The 15,144-nt window shown below is 61.6% G+C and carries 11 protein-coding genes (1 of these 11 running past the window's edge); 4 read left to right on the top strand and 7 right to left on the bottom strand.

Annotated features, from left to right (window positions below):
• Window positions 1-484: the 3' portion of an NnrS family protein gene (locus I6L33_RS02310; RefSeq protein ID WP_216973477.1), read on the top strand. It extends 713 nt beyond the left edge of the window; the window shows 484 of its 1,197 coding nt (coding positions 714-1,197); its start codon lies off the left edge, out of view; the stop codon is at window positions 482-484.
• A gap of 10 nt (window positions 485-494) precedes the next feature.
• On the opposite strand, the gene I6L33_RS02315 is transcribed toward I6L33_RS02310, so the two are convergent.
• Entirely contained in the window at window positions 495-1,064 is a 570-nt protein-coding gene (locus tag I6L33_RS02315; protein WP_216973478.1) for a helix-turn-helix domain-containing protein, read from the bottom strand.
• A gap of 121 nt (window positions 1,065-1,185) precedes the next feature.
• Here I6L33_RS02315 and I6L33_RS02320 point away from each other — a divergent pair, with 121 nt between their 5' ends.
• On the top strand, window positions 1,186-2,337 hold the full coding sequence (locus tag I6L33_RS02320; protein ID WP_216973479.1) for a benzoate/H(+) symporter BenE family transporter: 1,152 nt from the start codon (window positions 1,186-1,188) through the stop codon (window positions 2,335-2,337).
• Window positions 2,338-2,487: 150 nt separating this feature from the next.
• The gene (locus I6L33_RS02325) at window positions 2,488-3,552 is read left to right on the top strand and encodes a DUF3103 family protein (RefSeq protein ID WP_124251128.1); all 1,065 of its coding nucleotides are present in this window, start codon (window positions 2,488-2,490) and stop codon (window positions 3,550-3,552) included.
• A 61-nt stretch (window positions 3,553-3,613) separates the two neighbouring features.
• On the opposite strand, the gene metF is transcribed toward I6L33_RS02325, so the two are convergent.
• Complete coding sequence (metF, locus tag I6L33_RS02330) at window positions 3,614-4,510, bottom strand: methylenetetrahydrofolate reductase (RefSeq protein ID WP_005306036.1); 897 nt, start codon at window positions 4,508-4,510, stop codon at window positions 3,614-3,616.
• Window positions 4,511-4,838: 328 nt separating this feature from the next.
• Here metF and I6L33_RS02335 point away from each other — a divergent pair, with 328 nt between their 5' ends.
• Window positions 4,839-5,630, top strand: coding sequence for a GNAT family N-acetyltransferase (locus tag I6L33_RS02335; protein WP_216973480.1), 792 nt, complete (start codon window positions 4,839-4,841; stop codon window positions 5,628-5,630).
• 63 nt (window positions 5,631-5,693) lie between these two features.
• Here the strand turns inward: I6L33_RS02335 and I6L33_RS02340 are convergent, their stop codons facing one another.
• The 5 genes from I6L33_RS02340 to uvrA all read right to left on the bottom strand — a co-directional run bounded on the left by I6L33_RS02340 (window position 5,694) and on the right by uvrA (window position 15,079).
• On the bottom strand, window positions 5,694-7,175 hold the full coding sequence (locus I6L33_RS02340; RefSeq protein WP_216973481.1) for an ABC transporter substrate-binding protein: 1,482 nt from the start codon (window positions 7,173-7,175) through the stop codon (window positions 5,694-5,696).
• A gap of 8 nt (window positions 7,176-7,183) precedes the next feature.
• Window positions 7,184-9,163: a methyl-accepting chemotaxis protein gene (locus I6L33_RS02345; RefSeq protein ID WP_216973482.1), complete on the bottom strand. Its 1,980-nt coding sequence runs from the start codon at window positions 9,161-9,163 to the stop codon at window positions 7,184-7,186.
• Between the two features lie 219 nt (window positions 9,164-9,382).
• Window positions 9,383-9,976, bottom strand: a complete 594-nt coding sequence (locus I6L33_RS02350) for an OmpW family outer membrane protein (protein WP_017765561.1) — start codon at window positions 9,974-9,976, stop codon at window positions 9,383-9,385.
• A 447-nt stretch (window positions 9,977-10,423) separates the two neighbouring features.
• Window positions 10,424-12,109, bottom strand: coding sequence for a diguanylate cyclase (locus tag I6L33_RS02355; protein ID WP_162518864.1), 1,686 nt, complete (start codon window positions 12,107-12,109; stop codon window positions 10,424-10,426).
• Window positions 12,110-12,250: 141 nt separating this feature from the next.
• Window positions 12,251-15,079 carry an excinuclease ABC subunit UvrA gene (uvrA, locus tag I6L33_RS02360; protein WP_017782173.1) on the bottom strand — a complete coding sequence of 943 codons (2,829 nt, stop codon included), beginning with the start codon at window positions 15,077-15,079 and terminating at the stop codon, window positions 12,251-12,253.
• Window positions 15,080-15,144: the final 65 nt, after the last annotated feature.

Consider the following 15,144-nt stretch of genomic DNA (forward strand, 5'->3'; position numbering starts at 1 on the left):
CAGCCTCTACCTGCTTCCTCTATATATAGTGGCGGCCGTTTTGCACTTGTGGCGCCAGTTGCGTTGGCGACTGCCGTCCACCCTTGGCCAACCCCTCTTGTGGTCGCTGCACCTAGCCTACCTGTTTATTCCTCTTGGTCTGCTCGCCCTTGGTGCTCTGGCGGCCGGCCTGCCCATCAGCCTGTCACTGGCAAGCCACCTGCTCAGTGCCGGCTGCATGGGGACCATGATCATGGGGATGATAGCGCGGGTCTCCCTCGGCCACAGCGGTCGGGCCTTGCAGGTGGGGCGCAGGACCCAGTGCGCGTTCGGGCTGGTCATCATGGCCGCCCTGCTCCGGGTGCTGATCCCGCTGCTTTGGCCTGCCTATACCCTGTACGGCTGGAACCTGAGCGGCCTTGCTTGGAGCCTGGCATATGCTCTGTTTGTCTGGGTCTATACCCCCATACTGACCAGCCCCCGGGCTGATGGGCGCCCTGGCTGACCCGTGAGGGTCAAGATCTGCTGGCCGGATAATGGATCAGATTGTGGAAGATGGCAGGGGCCCCCCCCTGATTTCGATAGCCATGGGGGCGATCGGCCGCGAAACGCACCGCCTCCCCCTGCGTCAAGGAGCGCCACTCCCCTTCCACCAGCACTTCCATCTGGCCGCTGATGACGATGACATGTTCGGTCACCCCGGGTTCATGGGGTTCTGACTCTCGTTGATAGCCGGGCAACAGAGTCAGCTCAAACAATTCGAAACCAAAACGCCCCTCATAAGGGAAGAGGGGAGCAACCTGCATGCCTTCTCCCGCCGGTTGTTGGCGAATGGCATCGGCGGCGCGATAAAGCACATCGTCCTGCGCCGTGGGAGCCGGCTCGATAAAGCTGGAGAAAGAGACCCGAAAGCCGGTGGCAATCTTCCACAGAGTGGCCACCGTCGGGCTCGACTCCCCTCGCTCAATCTGGCCCAGCATGGCCTTGCTCACTCCCGTTTCCCGCGCCGCCACATCCAGGCTCCAGCCCAGTTCGCTGCGCAAGCCCTTCAGACGTTGGGCCAGATGCTGATTCATCTCTTGCATGACTGCCTCTTTGTTGCGCTTGCTTGAATCGCCTTGTGCGCTATAGCGCACAGCGATATAGTCTAAAGCAATATTGTACGCAATAACGCACAAGCCGTCACAACCCCACAAGGACGTCACCATGCCCTTTGCCCTTCCCCACCTGGTCGCCGGCTTCATCGCCGTGATGGTCGGCTACACCAGTTCGGTCATCCTGATCATTCAGGCAGCCACGGCAGCAGGAGCCGATGCTGCCCAGCTCGCGTCCTGGCTATGGACGCTGGGCATCGGCATGGGTATCAGCTGCATCGGCCTCTCCTTCTATTACCGCATCCCTGTTTTGACCGCCTGGTCGACCCCGGGTGCCGCCCTGCTCATCACCAGTCTCGGCAACTTCACCCTGGCCGAAGCCATCGGCGCCTTCGTTATCTCTTCTCTATTGATCACCCTGTGCGGCATCAGCGGCTGGTTCGATCGGCTGATGCGCCATATCCCGGCCCAGCTGGCGGCGGCCATGCTGGCCGGAGTGCTGCTCAAGTTCGGACTGGATCTGTTCAAGGTTGCGCCAGCCGATCCCTTGCTGCTCGGCAGCCTGTTGCTGGCATTCCTGCTCGGCCGCCATCTCTGGCCACGCTATACCATGGTGCTGGTGCTGGCAGTCGGGATCCTCATCTGTCTGTTGCGAGGGGAGCTGCAGCTTGACGCCATTCACTGGCAACTGGCCGGCCCGGTCATGACCTGGCCAGAATTCTCTTTTGATGCCCTGTTCGGCATTACCCTGCCGCTATTCATCGTCACCATGACCTCCCAGAACATGCCCGGCATTACCATTTTGCGGGCCCACGGCTATCAACCCGCCACCTCCTCTCTCATCACCTGGACCGGCCTGACCGGCCTGTTATTGGCCCCCTTCGGTGGCTACGCCTTCAACCTGGCGGCCATCACGGCGGCCATCTGCATGGGGAAAGAGGTGGATCCGGACGCCAACCGGCGCTGGCCCGCTGCGGTGTGGGCCGGGGGCTTCTATCTGCTGACCGGCTGTTTCGGGGCCACGGTGGCGGCCCTTTTCACGGCCTTCCCGGCCACGCTGGTGACCTGTGTCGCCGGTCTGGCGCTGCTCGGCACCATCGGCAGCAGCCTGCACACCGCGTTGCAACACGACGATGCCCGTGAGGCCGCCCTGCTGACCTTCATCATCACCGCCTCCGGCATCAGCCTGCTCGGCATCGGCGCCGCCTGCTGGGGATTGCTCGTCGGCATCATCCTGCATCAAGTCAACCAGCGGAGAAACTGACCTGACCATCTGGGGAGCCCCCCGTGAGACACCGCACATAATTCAGAGAATTTGGTTCACAGCTGAAACTAATTGCCATTAAGTGGTGGCGAGGCACTTCTTCTTCCCCGATGTGTGCCTCATGTCAGACTCATAAACTGGAGAATAATAATGAGGAATCAGGCTGTCATTTTGTTACTGGCACTGCTGGGCGCCACCACCGCCCACGCTGCCGACACCGATCGGGAGCTGGCCCGCCAGCTCGCGCTGCAGCAGAAGAACCTGTTGCCGCTGCTGAGCAATCAGGAGTACCAGAGCCCGCTGCCCAACCTGTTGCAAAAGGCCAGCCCGCGCCTGAAACGCCAGGCTCGGGATGCCAACCAGGCGGCCATCAGCCGGCAAGGGCTGGACGGTGAGGTCAAGGAGCTGATGCAGCTGCGACTGGCCAACCCGGAACAGGCCGCCGCGCTGCAGCAGGGTGTCGAGCCGCTGGTCGCCTATGTACCGAGCGGAGATGAGAAGAGCTGGAGCGCCATCGAAGCCTTCGACAGCGCCGGCAACCCCGTCTATCTGGATGTGGACAAGGCACCGGCCCGTCCGGTCCTGGTCGTTGAGGCCGATCCCGTCAAGGCCAAGAACGCCGGCCTCAAGGTGATCCGCAAGGCGCTGGCTGCCGCCGACATGCAGGTGGCTCCCCGTGCGGCTGCCATCACGGCGCCGCTCAAGACCAGCATCCTGAAGAAAATTCGGTTGAAGGATGATCAGGAGCCCTGGCTGCTGGGTGCGGCCGAAGTGTATGCGGTGGTCGCAGGGGTCAATCCCAGCCGGGATGAGCCCGTGGTCGACATCGTCGACATGCCCTATCTCGACTATGACAACACCGACTACACCCCCAACCAGATCCTGGTTTACTGGGATCGCTATCGCTGGGGTGCCGTCGACATAGTCATGATGGAGCAGGACGACAACGTCAACTACAAGGAGCTGAGCGGCCTGTTCATCGATGCCCTCAAGCTGGCCTTCACTGCTGGCGGCGTGCCCGAGGCTCTGCCCTTCCTCGATCTCGGCGGCCGTATCGTCAAGGCGCTGCCCGACTCCTGGATGACCAACAACGATGACTATCTGGATACCTTCTACACCCTGGAGCAGGACCAGAGCTATCACCAGTACCCCGGCGCCGCCGGCAATGCGGTGATCGATCTCGAACCCAAAGAGATCTCCCCCACCAGACCCTGATTGGTCGTTATGACAAAAAAGCCAATGAACGACTCATTGGCTTTTTTTTACCCGCGATCCGTTACGGCTGGCCTTTCGGCCTCACCCCCAGGGTGTGGCAGATGGCGTAGGTCAACTCGGAGCGGTTCAGGGTATAGAAGTGGAAATCCTTCACCCCCTCCTGACTCAGCACCCGTACCTGATCGATGGCGATGCTCGCCCCCACCATGTTGCGGGTCATCTGATCATCATCCAGCCCCTCGAAACGCTGATGCATCCAGCGCGGGATCTTCACGTTGGTGAAACCGGCAAACTTGGCCAGGGTCTGGTAGTTGGAGACCGGCAGGATCCCCGGCACGATTTCCGCATCGATGCCGATGGCGGCGCAGCGATCCCGAAAACGCAGGTAGGTCTCGACGTCAAAGAAGAACTGGGTAATGGCGCGGTTGGCACCTGCATCGATCTTGCGCTTCAGGTTGAGCAGATCCGACTGCGCACTGCGCGCTTCCGGGTGACCTTCCGGGTAGGCGGCCACTGAGATGTCGAAGTCCGCTTCGGCCTTGAGCAGGGCTACCAGGTCGGTGGCATACATCTCCGGCTTTTCCAGCCCCTGGGGCAGGTCGCCGCGCAGCGCCACGATATGGCGGATGCCGCTGTTCCAGTAGTCGCGGGCAATGGTGCGCAGCTCGTCGCGGCTGGCGTCAATACAGGTCAGGTGCGGGGCGGCGATCAGACCGGTCCGCTCCTTGATGTCCTTGATCACCTTGTGCGTGCGATCCCGGGTGCCCGAGTTGGCACCATAGGTCACCGACACGAATTTGGGCTCCAGCACCTTCAATCGCTCGATGGATTGCCACAGGGTATTTTCCATCCCTTCGCTGTTGGGCGGAAAAAACTCGAAACTGACCGAAATGTCGCCACTCAAATCTGCCAGACTCTGGTTGAGTGCCTCAACCTGACGTGCGCTGTGAAATCCCATCTGCTCTCTCCCTGCCCTGCAATCCATTTCTCTACGTCAAAACGGATGTTTGGACGTCTAAACGTCTTTCTATCTTTATGAGAAAATGGCACAAAGTCAACACTGTTTTACAGCGAGAGGAAGGCCGCCGATTTTTATTTGGCAATAAAGCCAAAGTAACGATTGGCACCCCATCCCAAAATCCGGCGAGTCGCGTTATGATGAACGCAGATCGTCCTGGACGTTCTGAATCTGCGTGTGATTGTTTGGCCGGAGGTTTCTCCGGCCCCTTTTCAACCTCTTCCCCTTCCTGCCGATAACCAATTGAACCATTCGCAGGAGCATCATCATGGACACCCACCCCGGCTTTGCCACCGACTTGCTGTTCGATCGCTATCAGGGCAACGTGGTCGACCATGATCAGTTCTGGGCCGTGCGCACTCCCGATGCTCCCGATTACTACTTTGGCAACTATCTGCTGCTCCCCTTCCCCCCCAGCGATCACGACAAGGGCTGGCTCGAGGCCAGTTTCGACAAGCTGATCGGGCAAGATCCCCGGGTCAGACATCGCACCTTCCAGTGGCCTCTGGCGGCCGGTCAGAACAGCCGGGTCGCCGGCTTCGTGGCGGCGGGATACCAATACATGGAGTGCGTGGTGCTGGCGCTGGAGGCAGAAGGCTGGCAACCGCCAACCGCGACGGTGGCTGCGCGTCCCTTTACCCCGACCGACTGGGACGAGTGGCTGGCCTTTGAACTGGAGGAGCGGGATCCCGGCCACTCGGAGCAGAGCTACCTGCCCTATCTGCAATCACGCCGCCAGTTGTATGAGGCGATGATCGGAGACGGGCTGGGTCAGTGGTGGGGGATCTGGCAGCAGGAGCAGCTGGTCGCCAGTTGCGGTCTCTTCTTCACCGACACCCTGGGTCGCTTCCAGCTGGTACGCACCCGGCAGGCATGGCGCAATCAGGGATTGTGCCGCCAGCTGCTGAGCCAGGTTGCCCGGCACGGGCTGACGCGGGTCGACCGGCTCATCATAGTGGCCGACGAGCACTATCACGCCCAGCGGGTCTATCGCTCGCTCGGCTTTGCCCCGGTGGCCCGCATCGGCAGTCTCTGCCGCTGGCCCCGTACGGAGCAATGAATCAGAACACGGGCAGCAAAGAAAACGGGAGGCGACAGCCTCCCGTTGTGTATCTGCCGGCAGCTATTGCTGCGGCGTTTCCAGCTCATTGGAGAGCGCCTGCTCCACCTCAGCCGACTGCGCCGGTAGCGGGGCTGCCGCCGCAGATGCCGCTGCGGCAGGCGTTGCTGACGGCGCCGGGGCGGCTGGTGTCTCTGCCTCCACCGGCGTCGCGACAGGTGCAGCAGCAGGCTCGGTGGTCGCCGCTGCAGCCGACACCGCAGGCTCGGCGGCAGGAGCGTCACACTGGCAATCTGCCCCTTTCACCTTGTTGCCCTGATGGGGCGGATACCAGCCCTTCAGCCCCTGCTCCAGCCGATCGGCTGCCGCCTTGGGCTCCATCTTGCCGAGCAGCACGGCCTGGCTCACTTCGGCCAGTTCGTCACCCAATTTGGGCGTACCGCGGGAGAGGATCTGGGTGGCCACCCGGATGGTGGAGTCGCACTGATCCCGCCACTCCATCATCTCCTTCGCAGCCGGGTTGGTGACCTCGAAGAAGTGGTTGGAGAGGGAGAAGAAGCCGGGCAGCGAGTTGGTATAGAGCTCGGCGAACTGGGGCGTGGTCAGCCACTGCAGGAAGGCCATGGCCGCCTCCTTGTTCTTGCTGGCCGGGTTCATGCCCATCCCGATGTCGGTGTGATCGGTAAAGAAGCAGCCATCGCCCTGCTTCGCCACGGGCGGGCGCATCACGCCAAAGTCCACCTTGCCGGTAAAGGGGGCGATCTCCCAGGAACCCGCCACGTAGAAGGCGGCCTTGCCCGAGGTGAACAGCTCGTTGGTCGCGGCATAGTCGCGGCTCTCGCCACCTTCGCCGAGGTAGGGACGCCAGCGCGCCAGCTCCTCGAACACCTTGATGTAGGGCGGGTTGTCAAAACGCTCCTGCCCGCCGATCAAGGCCAGCCGGCCATCCTCCCCCTTCCAGTAGTTGGGGCCTATGTTCTGGAAGCCGAGCTCGGAGGATACCCAGCTTTCCGAGCCACTCATGGCGAGCGGCACGTAGCGGCCATCGGCCTTCACCTTGTCGAGCACCGCGAAGAAGGCATCCCGGGTCTGCGGCACGCTCAGCCCCAGCTCACTGAAAATCTTCTTGTTGTAGAAGAAGCCGTGAATCACCGAGGCCATGGGCACGCAGAAGGTCTGGGCGCCGGAGTCGGTCTGCCAGGGGGACTGGGCAAAACTCGGGAAGTTCTCCATCCCCGACATCTCGGTCAGCTCCGCCAGATGGCCCGCCTTGAACAGGGCCAGGGAGTCGTCGAACGGCCGGCAGGTGATGAGATCCCCTGCCTTGCCCTCCTTCAGGCTGGCCCACAGGGTCGGCATGTAGTCGACATTCTGCACCCCGTTGAATTTTACCTGGATGCCTGGGTGGGAGGCCTCGAAAGCAGGGATGATCTTCTGCTCCCACAAGGCCTTGTCATCTATCCGCCAGCTCTCGATCACCAGCTCGCTGGCCATCAGCTGACCACACAACAGGAGACTCAGGGCCCCGATCCACTTGTTAGACATAAGCCCTCCTAAACCTTGAAATGTGCGATCAATTGCTGCTGCTTGGCCACCAGATCCGCCAGTACCTCGCTGCTGCTGGCCGATTCCCGTGCCTCCCGCTCGGTCTCGTAGGCCACCTCGGCGATGCCGGAGATGTGACGTGCCACCCCCTGGCTGACCGAGATCTGCTCCTGAGCCGCGTGCGCCACCTGATCCGCCATCGCCTTGATGGCGCTCATCCGGTCGGCGATGGACTGCAGGGCCGCATCCATCTCACGGGTCTGTTCGACACAGCTGTGGGTCTGCTCCTGGCTGCGTCCCATCACCTCCACCACCAGCTTGCTCGAGCTCTGCAGGTTTTCGATCATCGCCTGGATCTCTTCGGTCGACGTCTGGGTCCGGTTGGCCAGCGCCCGCACCTCGTCGGCCACCACGGCGAAGCCGCGGCCGGCATCACCGGCTCGCGCCGCCTCGATGGCCGCGTTCAGCGCCAGCAGGTTGGTCTGTTCGGCGATGCTGCGGATCACGTCGAGAATGCTGCCGATGTTGTCGCTGAATTCGCCCAGCTTGTAGGTGATGCCGACGGCCTCCTCCATGGCTCCGGCCAGTTGTTCCGTGATGCGACGGGTGGTTGCCACCTTCTGACGGCCGGTTCTGGCTTCGTCATCCGCCAGATCCACTTCCCGCTTGGTGCCGTCGGTGGAACGGGCCACCTCGGTGGCGCTCACCTCCAGCTCGGTGATGGCGGCGGCCACCTGATCGGTCTGGCTCTTCTGATCCTGCACCCGGGATACTGCCCTTTCGCTTATCTCGGCGGCGCGGCTCGCCTCCTCCACCAGATGACGGGAGCCGGCATTGATCTGGGAGAGCAGCTCGCCGGTCTTGCCGGCCAGCACGTCGATGGAGCGGGCCAGGGCGCCGAATTCGCAACTGCTGCGGTAATTGATGCGGCGGGTCATGTCCCCGGCCGCCATGTAATCCAGCTCCTTGTTGATCATCTGCAGCGGGCGCTGAATGCTGCGCGCCGTGGTATAGCCGATGATGAGGGCGGCGGCAGCCGAGATGGCGGCCACGATCAGGATCCAGAAGCTGGCACTGCTGACCGCATCATCCGCCGTGGTACGGCTCTGGCTGGCGATGGAGCCGGCCGACTGTCCCATCTCGTCGAGCAGCCCCAGGCTGTTGATCAGGCTGGCGTCGAGCTGCTGATTGAGGGTCTGCAGCGAGGCGGCCAGCTGCTGGGCATTGCGCATGGTGGCGAGCAGCCCCTGCGGGCCGAGCGCCAGCTCCTGCATCCGGTCGAGGTTGGAGACGAAGCGCTGCTTCACGTCATCCGGCACCAGCACCCGGTCAAGCCGCTTGCGCGCCATCTCGATGTCCTTGCTCAGCACCTTCTCCAGTTCGTTGAGGTCGGTCTTGGCATCGGCCCGGCGAATGTTCTTCAGGTCGCGCGCGATGCCCGAGGTGATGAGCTCCGCCTTGTTGCGCATGGAGCGCTTGCTGGCGGTCTGCTGCAGCAGCAGATCGGCCGCCCACTGGTAGGTGTCTTCCAGCCGGATGAAGGCAATCTCCAGCTTGTGGCGCTGATCCTGGGCATTGACCCACTGACTGTGCTGGGAGAGCACCTGTTCGGCCAGGCCGTAGAACTGCTTGGTCGCCGCATCGACCTGCTGGAAGCGGGAACCGGCCTCGGTCACCCCACTGAACTTGTCCATCTCCTGGCTCAGCTGCCTGAAACGCGCCTGCTGCTCCTTGAACTGGCTGGCCAGCTGCGGCAACTGACTGCCATCCTCATTGGTCCGGTAGACCAGCACCCAGCGGTTGCTGTCCTGCAGGGCGCCCTTCAGACCGGCCACCGCAATCACCAGGGGGGTTGCCCGGTCGGAAACCTGCGACAAACCGTCGTTGATGCCCCTGATCTTCAGGGTGCTGATCACACCCAGCAGGATCAACAGCAGCAGCATCAACACAAATCCGGCGATGATCCGCTGCACAATAGATAAACCCATGGAGACATCCTCACTCGTGGGGGAAAGGTAACGTGAACATAGACACTATCGGCACAAGGGGCGAATTATAGAGGGGAGACAGAGGGTATTTTATTGATCTATATGGGGTTGGATCACAGTTGGCGGGGAGTGGCCTGACCGTAAAAGGGCCCGGACTGTGCCGGGCCAAAGAGACATGCTAGCTGTAATGGCCCGTGGGGAGGCCAACCCTGTGTCCTATCAGAAGCGATAGCCGACACCAACCATAAATACCATGGGGTCAATCTTGGTCTTGATGCCATCACCACCGTTTACATGCACATCAGTATCGATATCCATGATCCAGGCAGAACCGTTGACGAACCAGCGGTCATTGATCGCCATGTCCAGACCGACCTGACCGGCCATGCCCCAGGAATTATCCAAGCTCACATCAGCGTTGCTCAGAGGGCCGCGACCTTGCTCGTCGAAGAAGGTGGTGTAGTTCACACCGATACCAACATACGGGCGCACCTTACTCTGGACATCACCAAAGTAGTACTGCGCCATCAGGGTCGGCGGCAGGTGCTTGACCTTGGCGACTTCCGTATCTCCCATTTTCACTGAATGAGAAAACGGTGTTGCTGCCAGTAGCTCAACCCCAAAGTTATCGGTTGCCATATAGGTCAGCGTTAACCCAAGTTGGGCATTGTCATTGATCTCAAAATCGTTACCGCTACTTTGCGGAGAAACGAAAGCCAGGCCGCCACGCACCAGAAAATCGCCAGCCTGGTGAGCCATGGCGACGGGGGACGCAAGCGCTGCTGCGATCATCAGAGGAAGGATCTTTTTCATCACGTATTCCTTTTAGTTTTCGTTTTATATGTTGCAAGCCCGAAAACTATAAAGGGATGTGAATGCTGAGTTATTGATTTAGCTCAAACGTTACCAAGAAATAGATAGATGTGTACAGCAGCTTCCAACCATGTTGGGCATCGAGAGAAACACCAAAAATATCAAATAAAAACAATTAACTGGATAGATTTTCCGCCTTACCAACCACAATAAGAAATAATTTCCATATATCTTATTGCGGATAAAAACGACTGAAAACGGTTGTTTCACTCGTCCAACAAGAGTATTTTTGCGGGCCATGTAGCCGGGCTGTAAGTAATTCTTTATGAAACCACAAACCAGAAGGGACAAAATAGTAGCCATATTGGCAGCCATCTGGGGCATTGGCTCTTTTCTGTTTATTTTGCTGGGTTTCGTGCTCGGCATGGCCTTGCTGATCCTGACCCATTAGACCGGCTGGTTGGCGTGGGAGGCCTGGCACAACAGCCACTCCCCTTCCGCCAGCTGCTCCGGGCTCAACCTCCACTGTGCCCGCCCCAGCTCGCCGCTGTATCCACGCCAGCGATCCCGGCCCTCCTGTTTCGCCCGGTACAGGGCCATGTCCGCCAGCTTGAAACTCAGACTCCAGAAAGAGTCCTCCAGCTCCGCATGCAGAGGATAATCGCAGAATCCCAGTGAGACGGTCATGCGCAGCGGCAGCTCCTCCCGCCCGAAACGGCAGTCGGCGATCTTGCGGCGCAGGCGCTCGATCCGTCCCGCCACTTGTCCTGGCTCCTCTCTGGCCAGCAACAGCATGAACTCCTCGCCACCCAGCCGGATCAGCGGCTCCTCCTCATCCAGCGCCCCTCGCAGCAGCTCGGCCAGCTGACATAACAGCAGATCGCCGATGTCATGGCCGAAGCGATCGTTGACCCGTTTGAAGTGATCCAGATCCAGGATCACCAGCACCCAGCCTGCCGCCGGATCCTGGCGGTTCAGCAACCACTCATCGAGATAACGGCGGTTGAAGGCATGAGTCAGTGGATCCGTATAGGCGGCGACCTCCATGCGGGAGGAGTGGGCCTGCAGGGCACTGTGGTGCAGGCTGATCCTGGCCGCCATCTCGCGGAATTTGCGGCTGAGCAGCGCCATCTCCTGGCTGCTGTCGATGATGGGCAGCACGCTCGCGTCCTGCTTCTCGGTAAACTGGTGCAGCGCCCCCACCAGCTCGCCGATCGGCCCCAGCACGATGGCGCGCAGCCGGGCCAGTGCCATCAGAATGCAGGCGAAGCTTATCAGCAGCATGCCGATGAAGGTCCAGATCGCCCCCTCCATCGCCCCCAGCAACACGTCCCGCTCCTCGTCCACGATCAGGGTCAATACAGGCTCGCCGTCGTTGTCGAGCAGCAACCCCTCCCCTCTGACCTGCTGCAACCCGAGATCGACCAGCCGGTAGCTCATGTGCGGCCCAAGCGGCTTGAAGGAGCCCAGATGCTCGCGCGTTCTTGGTTGGGCTATGGTCAGCGTGAGCGCGGTCCGTTCCCCCAGATCCTGCAGATAGCGCTTGTCCAGCCAGCGAGTCGCCAGCACATAACCGTTGGGCTTGACGCTGCCGAGGGTATCGGTCACCGGCTGCAGCGAAAAGATGAGCGGTCCCCACTGGGAGCGCCTGACGCCACTCAGGCTGCTGATGCCCGCCTGCCGTGACTCGCGCAGCAACTGCAGCTTGAGATCGTCCAGAAAGGAGGGCAACAGGGTGGTATCCGTGTCCGGCGCGTCTGGCAACAGGGTGCGGGTCCAGATCTCCGAGCCCTGCAAATCCATGTAACTCAACACGTTGAGTTCAAAGTCCCGCATCGGGGTGTCGACCAGCAGATTGGAGTTGATGTAGGCCTGGTTGGGGTGGGCCAGAAAATGGTAGCTCTGATCCCAGATCCCCCAGTCCCGGGTAAAGGCATTCATGGCGCCGATGTCGTTCTGCACAGCCCTGATCACCCGCTGCAGATGCTCCTCCATCCGCCGCTCCTCGACCCGCTGCGCCGCCGGCACCTGGGCCAGTGCGATCACGATGAGCAGCATCAGGATGGCGCCGGCCCAGACCGGAAACATGGAGTAGGCCAGCAGATGGTCGATGGAGCGGGACGGTTGAGCCATGGGCGCCAATATCCTTTGAATGGCAATGCGAAGCGGGAAGGGTCTTGCCCCAAGTATGGAGGATAGGCCCGCTGAGAGGTCACTGAATTACCACAATAAAAACAAGGGGCCCAGGGCCCCTTGTCACAATTATTGAACGCTTTATCTGGCCAGCAGAGGTGCCAGGAAGCGGGCCGTATGAGAATCCTCGCAACGGCTGATCTGTTCCGGCGTCCCCGTCACCAGGATGCGGCCGCCACCGGCGCCCCCCTCCGGCCCCAGATCGACGATCCAGTCGGCGGTTTTGATGACGTCCAGATTGTGCTCGATGATGACGATGGTGTTGCCGCGATCCCGCAGCTGGTGCAGTACCTTGAGCAGCTGCTGGATGTCGTGGAAGTGCAGCCCTGTGGTGGGCTCGTCCAGGATGTAGAGGGTCTGCCCGGTATCCCGCTTGGAGAGCTCGCGCGCCAGCTTGACCCGCTGCGCCTCGCCGCCCGACAGGGTGGTGGCCGACTGACCGAGGCGGATATAGGAGAGGCCCACGTCCATCAGGGTCTGCAGCTTGCGCGCCACTGCCGGCACAGGATCGAAGAACTCGCGGGCATCTTCCACCGTCATCTCGAGGATCTCGTGGATGTTCTTGCCCTTGTACTTCACCTCCAGCGTCTCGCGGTTGTAGCGCTTGCCCTTGCAGACGTCGCACGGCACGTAGACGTCCGGCAGGAAGTGCATCTCCACCTTGATGACCCCATCCCCCTGACACGCCTCGCAGCGGCCCCCTTTCACGTTGAAAGAGAAGCGGCCCGGCTGGTAGCCGCGCGAGCGCGCCTCCTGGGTGCCGGAGAGCAGCTCGCGGATCGGGGTGAACAGGCCGGTGTAGGTGGCCGGGTTGGAGCGCGGGGTACGGCCGATGGGGCTCTGGTCGATGTCCACCACCTTGTCCAGGTGCTCCAGCCCCTCGACGCTGCGATAGGGGGCAGGAGTGGACTCGGTCGCCTTGTTCAGCTCGCGGTGAGCGATACGGAACAGGGTGTCATTGATCAGGGTCGACTTGCCGGAGCCGGAGACGCCGGTGACGCAGGTCATCACCCCGATGGGTAGGTCCAGGTTGACGTTGCGCAGGTTGTTGCCGCTCGCCCCCTTCAATTTCAGCCACTTGCCGGTGAGCGGGGTGCGCTCGGCCGGGATGGCGATCTGCTTGCGGCCGGAGAGGTAGTCACCGGTCAGCGACTCGGGGTTCGCGATGATCTCCTCCGGCGTCCCTTGGGCGACGATGGCCCCGCCGTGCACCCCCGCCCCCGGGCCGATATCGAGCACATGGTCGGCGAGGCGAATGGCGTCCTCGTCGTGCTCCACCACGATCACGGTGTTGCCGAGATCGCGCAGATGGGTCAGGGTCTTGAGCAGCCGCTCGTTGTCCCGCTGGTGCAGGCCGATGGAGGGCTCGTCCAGCACGTACATGACCCCCACCAGACCGGCACCGATCTGGCTGGCCAGCCGGATCCGCTGCGCCTCACCACCGGAGAGGGTCTCGGCACTGCGGGACAGGCTCAGGTAGTTGAGACCCACGTTCACCAGGAAGCCGAGCCGCTCGACGATCTCTTTCAAGATCTTCTCGGCAATCTGGGCGCGCTGGCCGGTCAGATTCAACCCTTCGAAGAAGGCCAGCGCATCGCCGATGGACTGCTCGGCGATGGCCGGCAGGTTGCGGTTGTCGACGAAGACATGGCGCGCCTCTTCCCGCAGCCGACTGCCACCGCAGCTGGTGCAGGATTTGTTGGCGATGTATTTGGCCAGCTCTTCACGCACCGAGTTGGATTCGGTCTCCCGGTAGCGGCGCTCCATGTTGTGCAGGATCCCCTCGAACGGGTGTTTGCGCACCACCACATCGCCGCGATCGTTCATGTAGCGAAACTCGATCTCGGTGCGACCGGAACCGCGCAGGATCACCTCCTGGGTCTTGACCGGCAGATCCTCCCAGGGCGTATCCAGATCGAACTTGTAGTGCTCGGAGAGGGATTTGAGCATCTGGAAGTAGTAGAAGCTGCGCTTGTCCCAGCCACGGATGGCGCCGTTGGCCAGGCTGATGGCCGGATCGCCGATCACCTTGGCGGGATCGAAATATTGCTGCACCCCGAGGCCGTCACAGGTGGGGCAGGCTCCGGCCGGGTTGTTGAAGGAGAAGATGCGCGGCTCCAGCTCCGACATGGAGTAGCCGCACTCCGGGCAGGCGAAGTTGGCGGAGAAGGTCATGGGAGCGACCCCCTCCTCGCCGTCCATGGGCACCACCAGTACTATGCCGCCGGAGAGGGTCAGCGCCGTCTCGAACGACTCGGCCAGACGCAGGGCCAGGTCATCGCGCACCTTGAAGCGATCCACCACCACCTCGATGGTGTGCTTCTTGTGCAGCTCCAGCGCGGGAGGGTCAGACAGGTCGCACACCTCGCCATCGATGCGGGCACGGATGTAGCCCTGGGCCGCCAGGTTCTCCAGCAGCTTGGTGTGCTCACCCTTGCGGTCACGCACCACCGGGGCCAGCAGCATCAGCTTGCTCCCCTCCGGCTGGGCCAGCACCTGATCCACCATCTGGCTGATGGTCTGGGCGGCGAGCGGAATGGCATGGGTCGGGCAGCGCGGCTCACCGACCCGGGCAAACAGCAGGCGCAGGTAGTCGTAGATTTCGGTGATGGTGCCGACGGTCGAGCGCGGGTTGTGGGAGGTGGACTTCTGCTCGATGGAGATGGCGGGCGAGAGCCCCTCGATATGGTCGACGTCCGGCTTCTCCATCAGGGAGAGGAACTGGCGGGCATAGGCGGAGAGCGACTCCACGTAGCGGCGCTGCCCCTCGGCATAGAGGGTATCGAACGCCAGAGAGGATTTGCCCGAACCGGAGAGGCCGGTGACCACGATCAGCTTGTCGCGGGGCAGGGTCAGATTGATGTTCTTGAGGTTGTGGGTGCGAGCACCCCGGACCACGATCTTTTCCATCTTGTTGCACGCTCGATACGGAAACCTGAGCGAGTCAGTATGGCATAGAGACTACTGGATGAATA

Source organism: Aeromonas sp. FDAARGOS 1403 (assembly GCF_019047325.1).
Taxonomy (GTDB): Bacteria; Pseudomonadota; Gammaproteobacteria; order Enterobacterales; family Aeromonadaceae; genus Aeromonas; species Aeromonas dhakensis.

Excerpts from the sequence above, each read along its gene's own strand:
- I6L33_RS02315 (WP_216973478.1), bottom strand. The coding sequence starts at position 1,064 with ATGCAAGAGATGAATCAGCATCTGGCCCAACGTCTGAAGGGCTTGCGC.
- I6L33_RS02320 (WP_216973479.1), top strand. The coding sequence starts at position 1,186 with ATGCCCTTTGCCCTTCCCCACCTGGTCGCCGGCTTCATCGCCGTGATG.
- I6L33_RS02325 (WP_124251128.1), top strand. The coding sequence starts at position 2,488 with ATGAGGAATCAGGCTGTCATTTTGTTACTGGCACTGCTGGGCGCCACC.
- metF (WP_005306036.1), bottom strand. The coding sequence starts at position 4,510 with ATGGGATTTCACAGCGCACGTCAGGTTGAGGCACTCAACCAGAGTCTG.
- I6L33_RS02335 (WP_216973480.1), top strand. The coding sequence starts at position 4,839 with ATGGACACCCACCCCGGCTTTGCCACCGACTTGCTGTTCGATCGCTAT.
- I6L33_RS02340 (WP_216973481.1), bottom strand. The coding sequence starts at position 7,175 with ATGTCTAACAAGTGGATCGGGGCCCTGAGTCTCCTGTTGTGTGGTCAG.
- I6L33_RS02345 (WP_216973482.1), bottom strand. The coding sequence starts at position 9,163 with ATGGGTTTATCTATTGTGCAGCGGATCATCGCCGGATTTGTGTTGATG.
- I6L33_RS02350 (WP_017765561.1), bottom strand. The coding sequence starts at position 9,976 with ATGAAAAAGATCCTTCCTCTGATGATCGCAGCAGCGCTTGCGTCCCCC.
- I6L33_RS02355 (WP_162518864.1), bottom strand. The coding sequence starts at position 12,109 with ATGGCTCAACCGTCCCGCTCCATCGACCATCTGCTGGCCTACTCCATG.
- uvrA (WP_017782173.1), bottom strand. The coding sequence starts at position 15,079 with ATGGAAAAGATCGTGGTCCGGGGTGCTCGCACCCACAACCTCAAGAAC.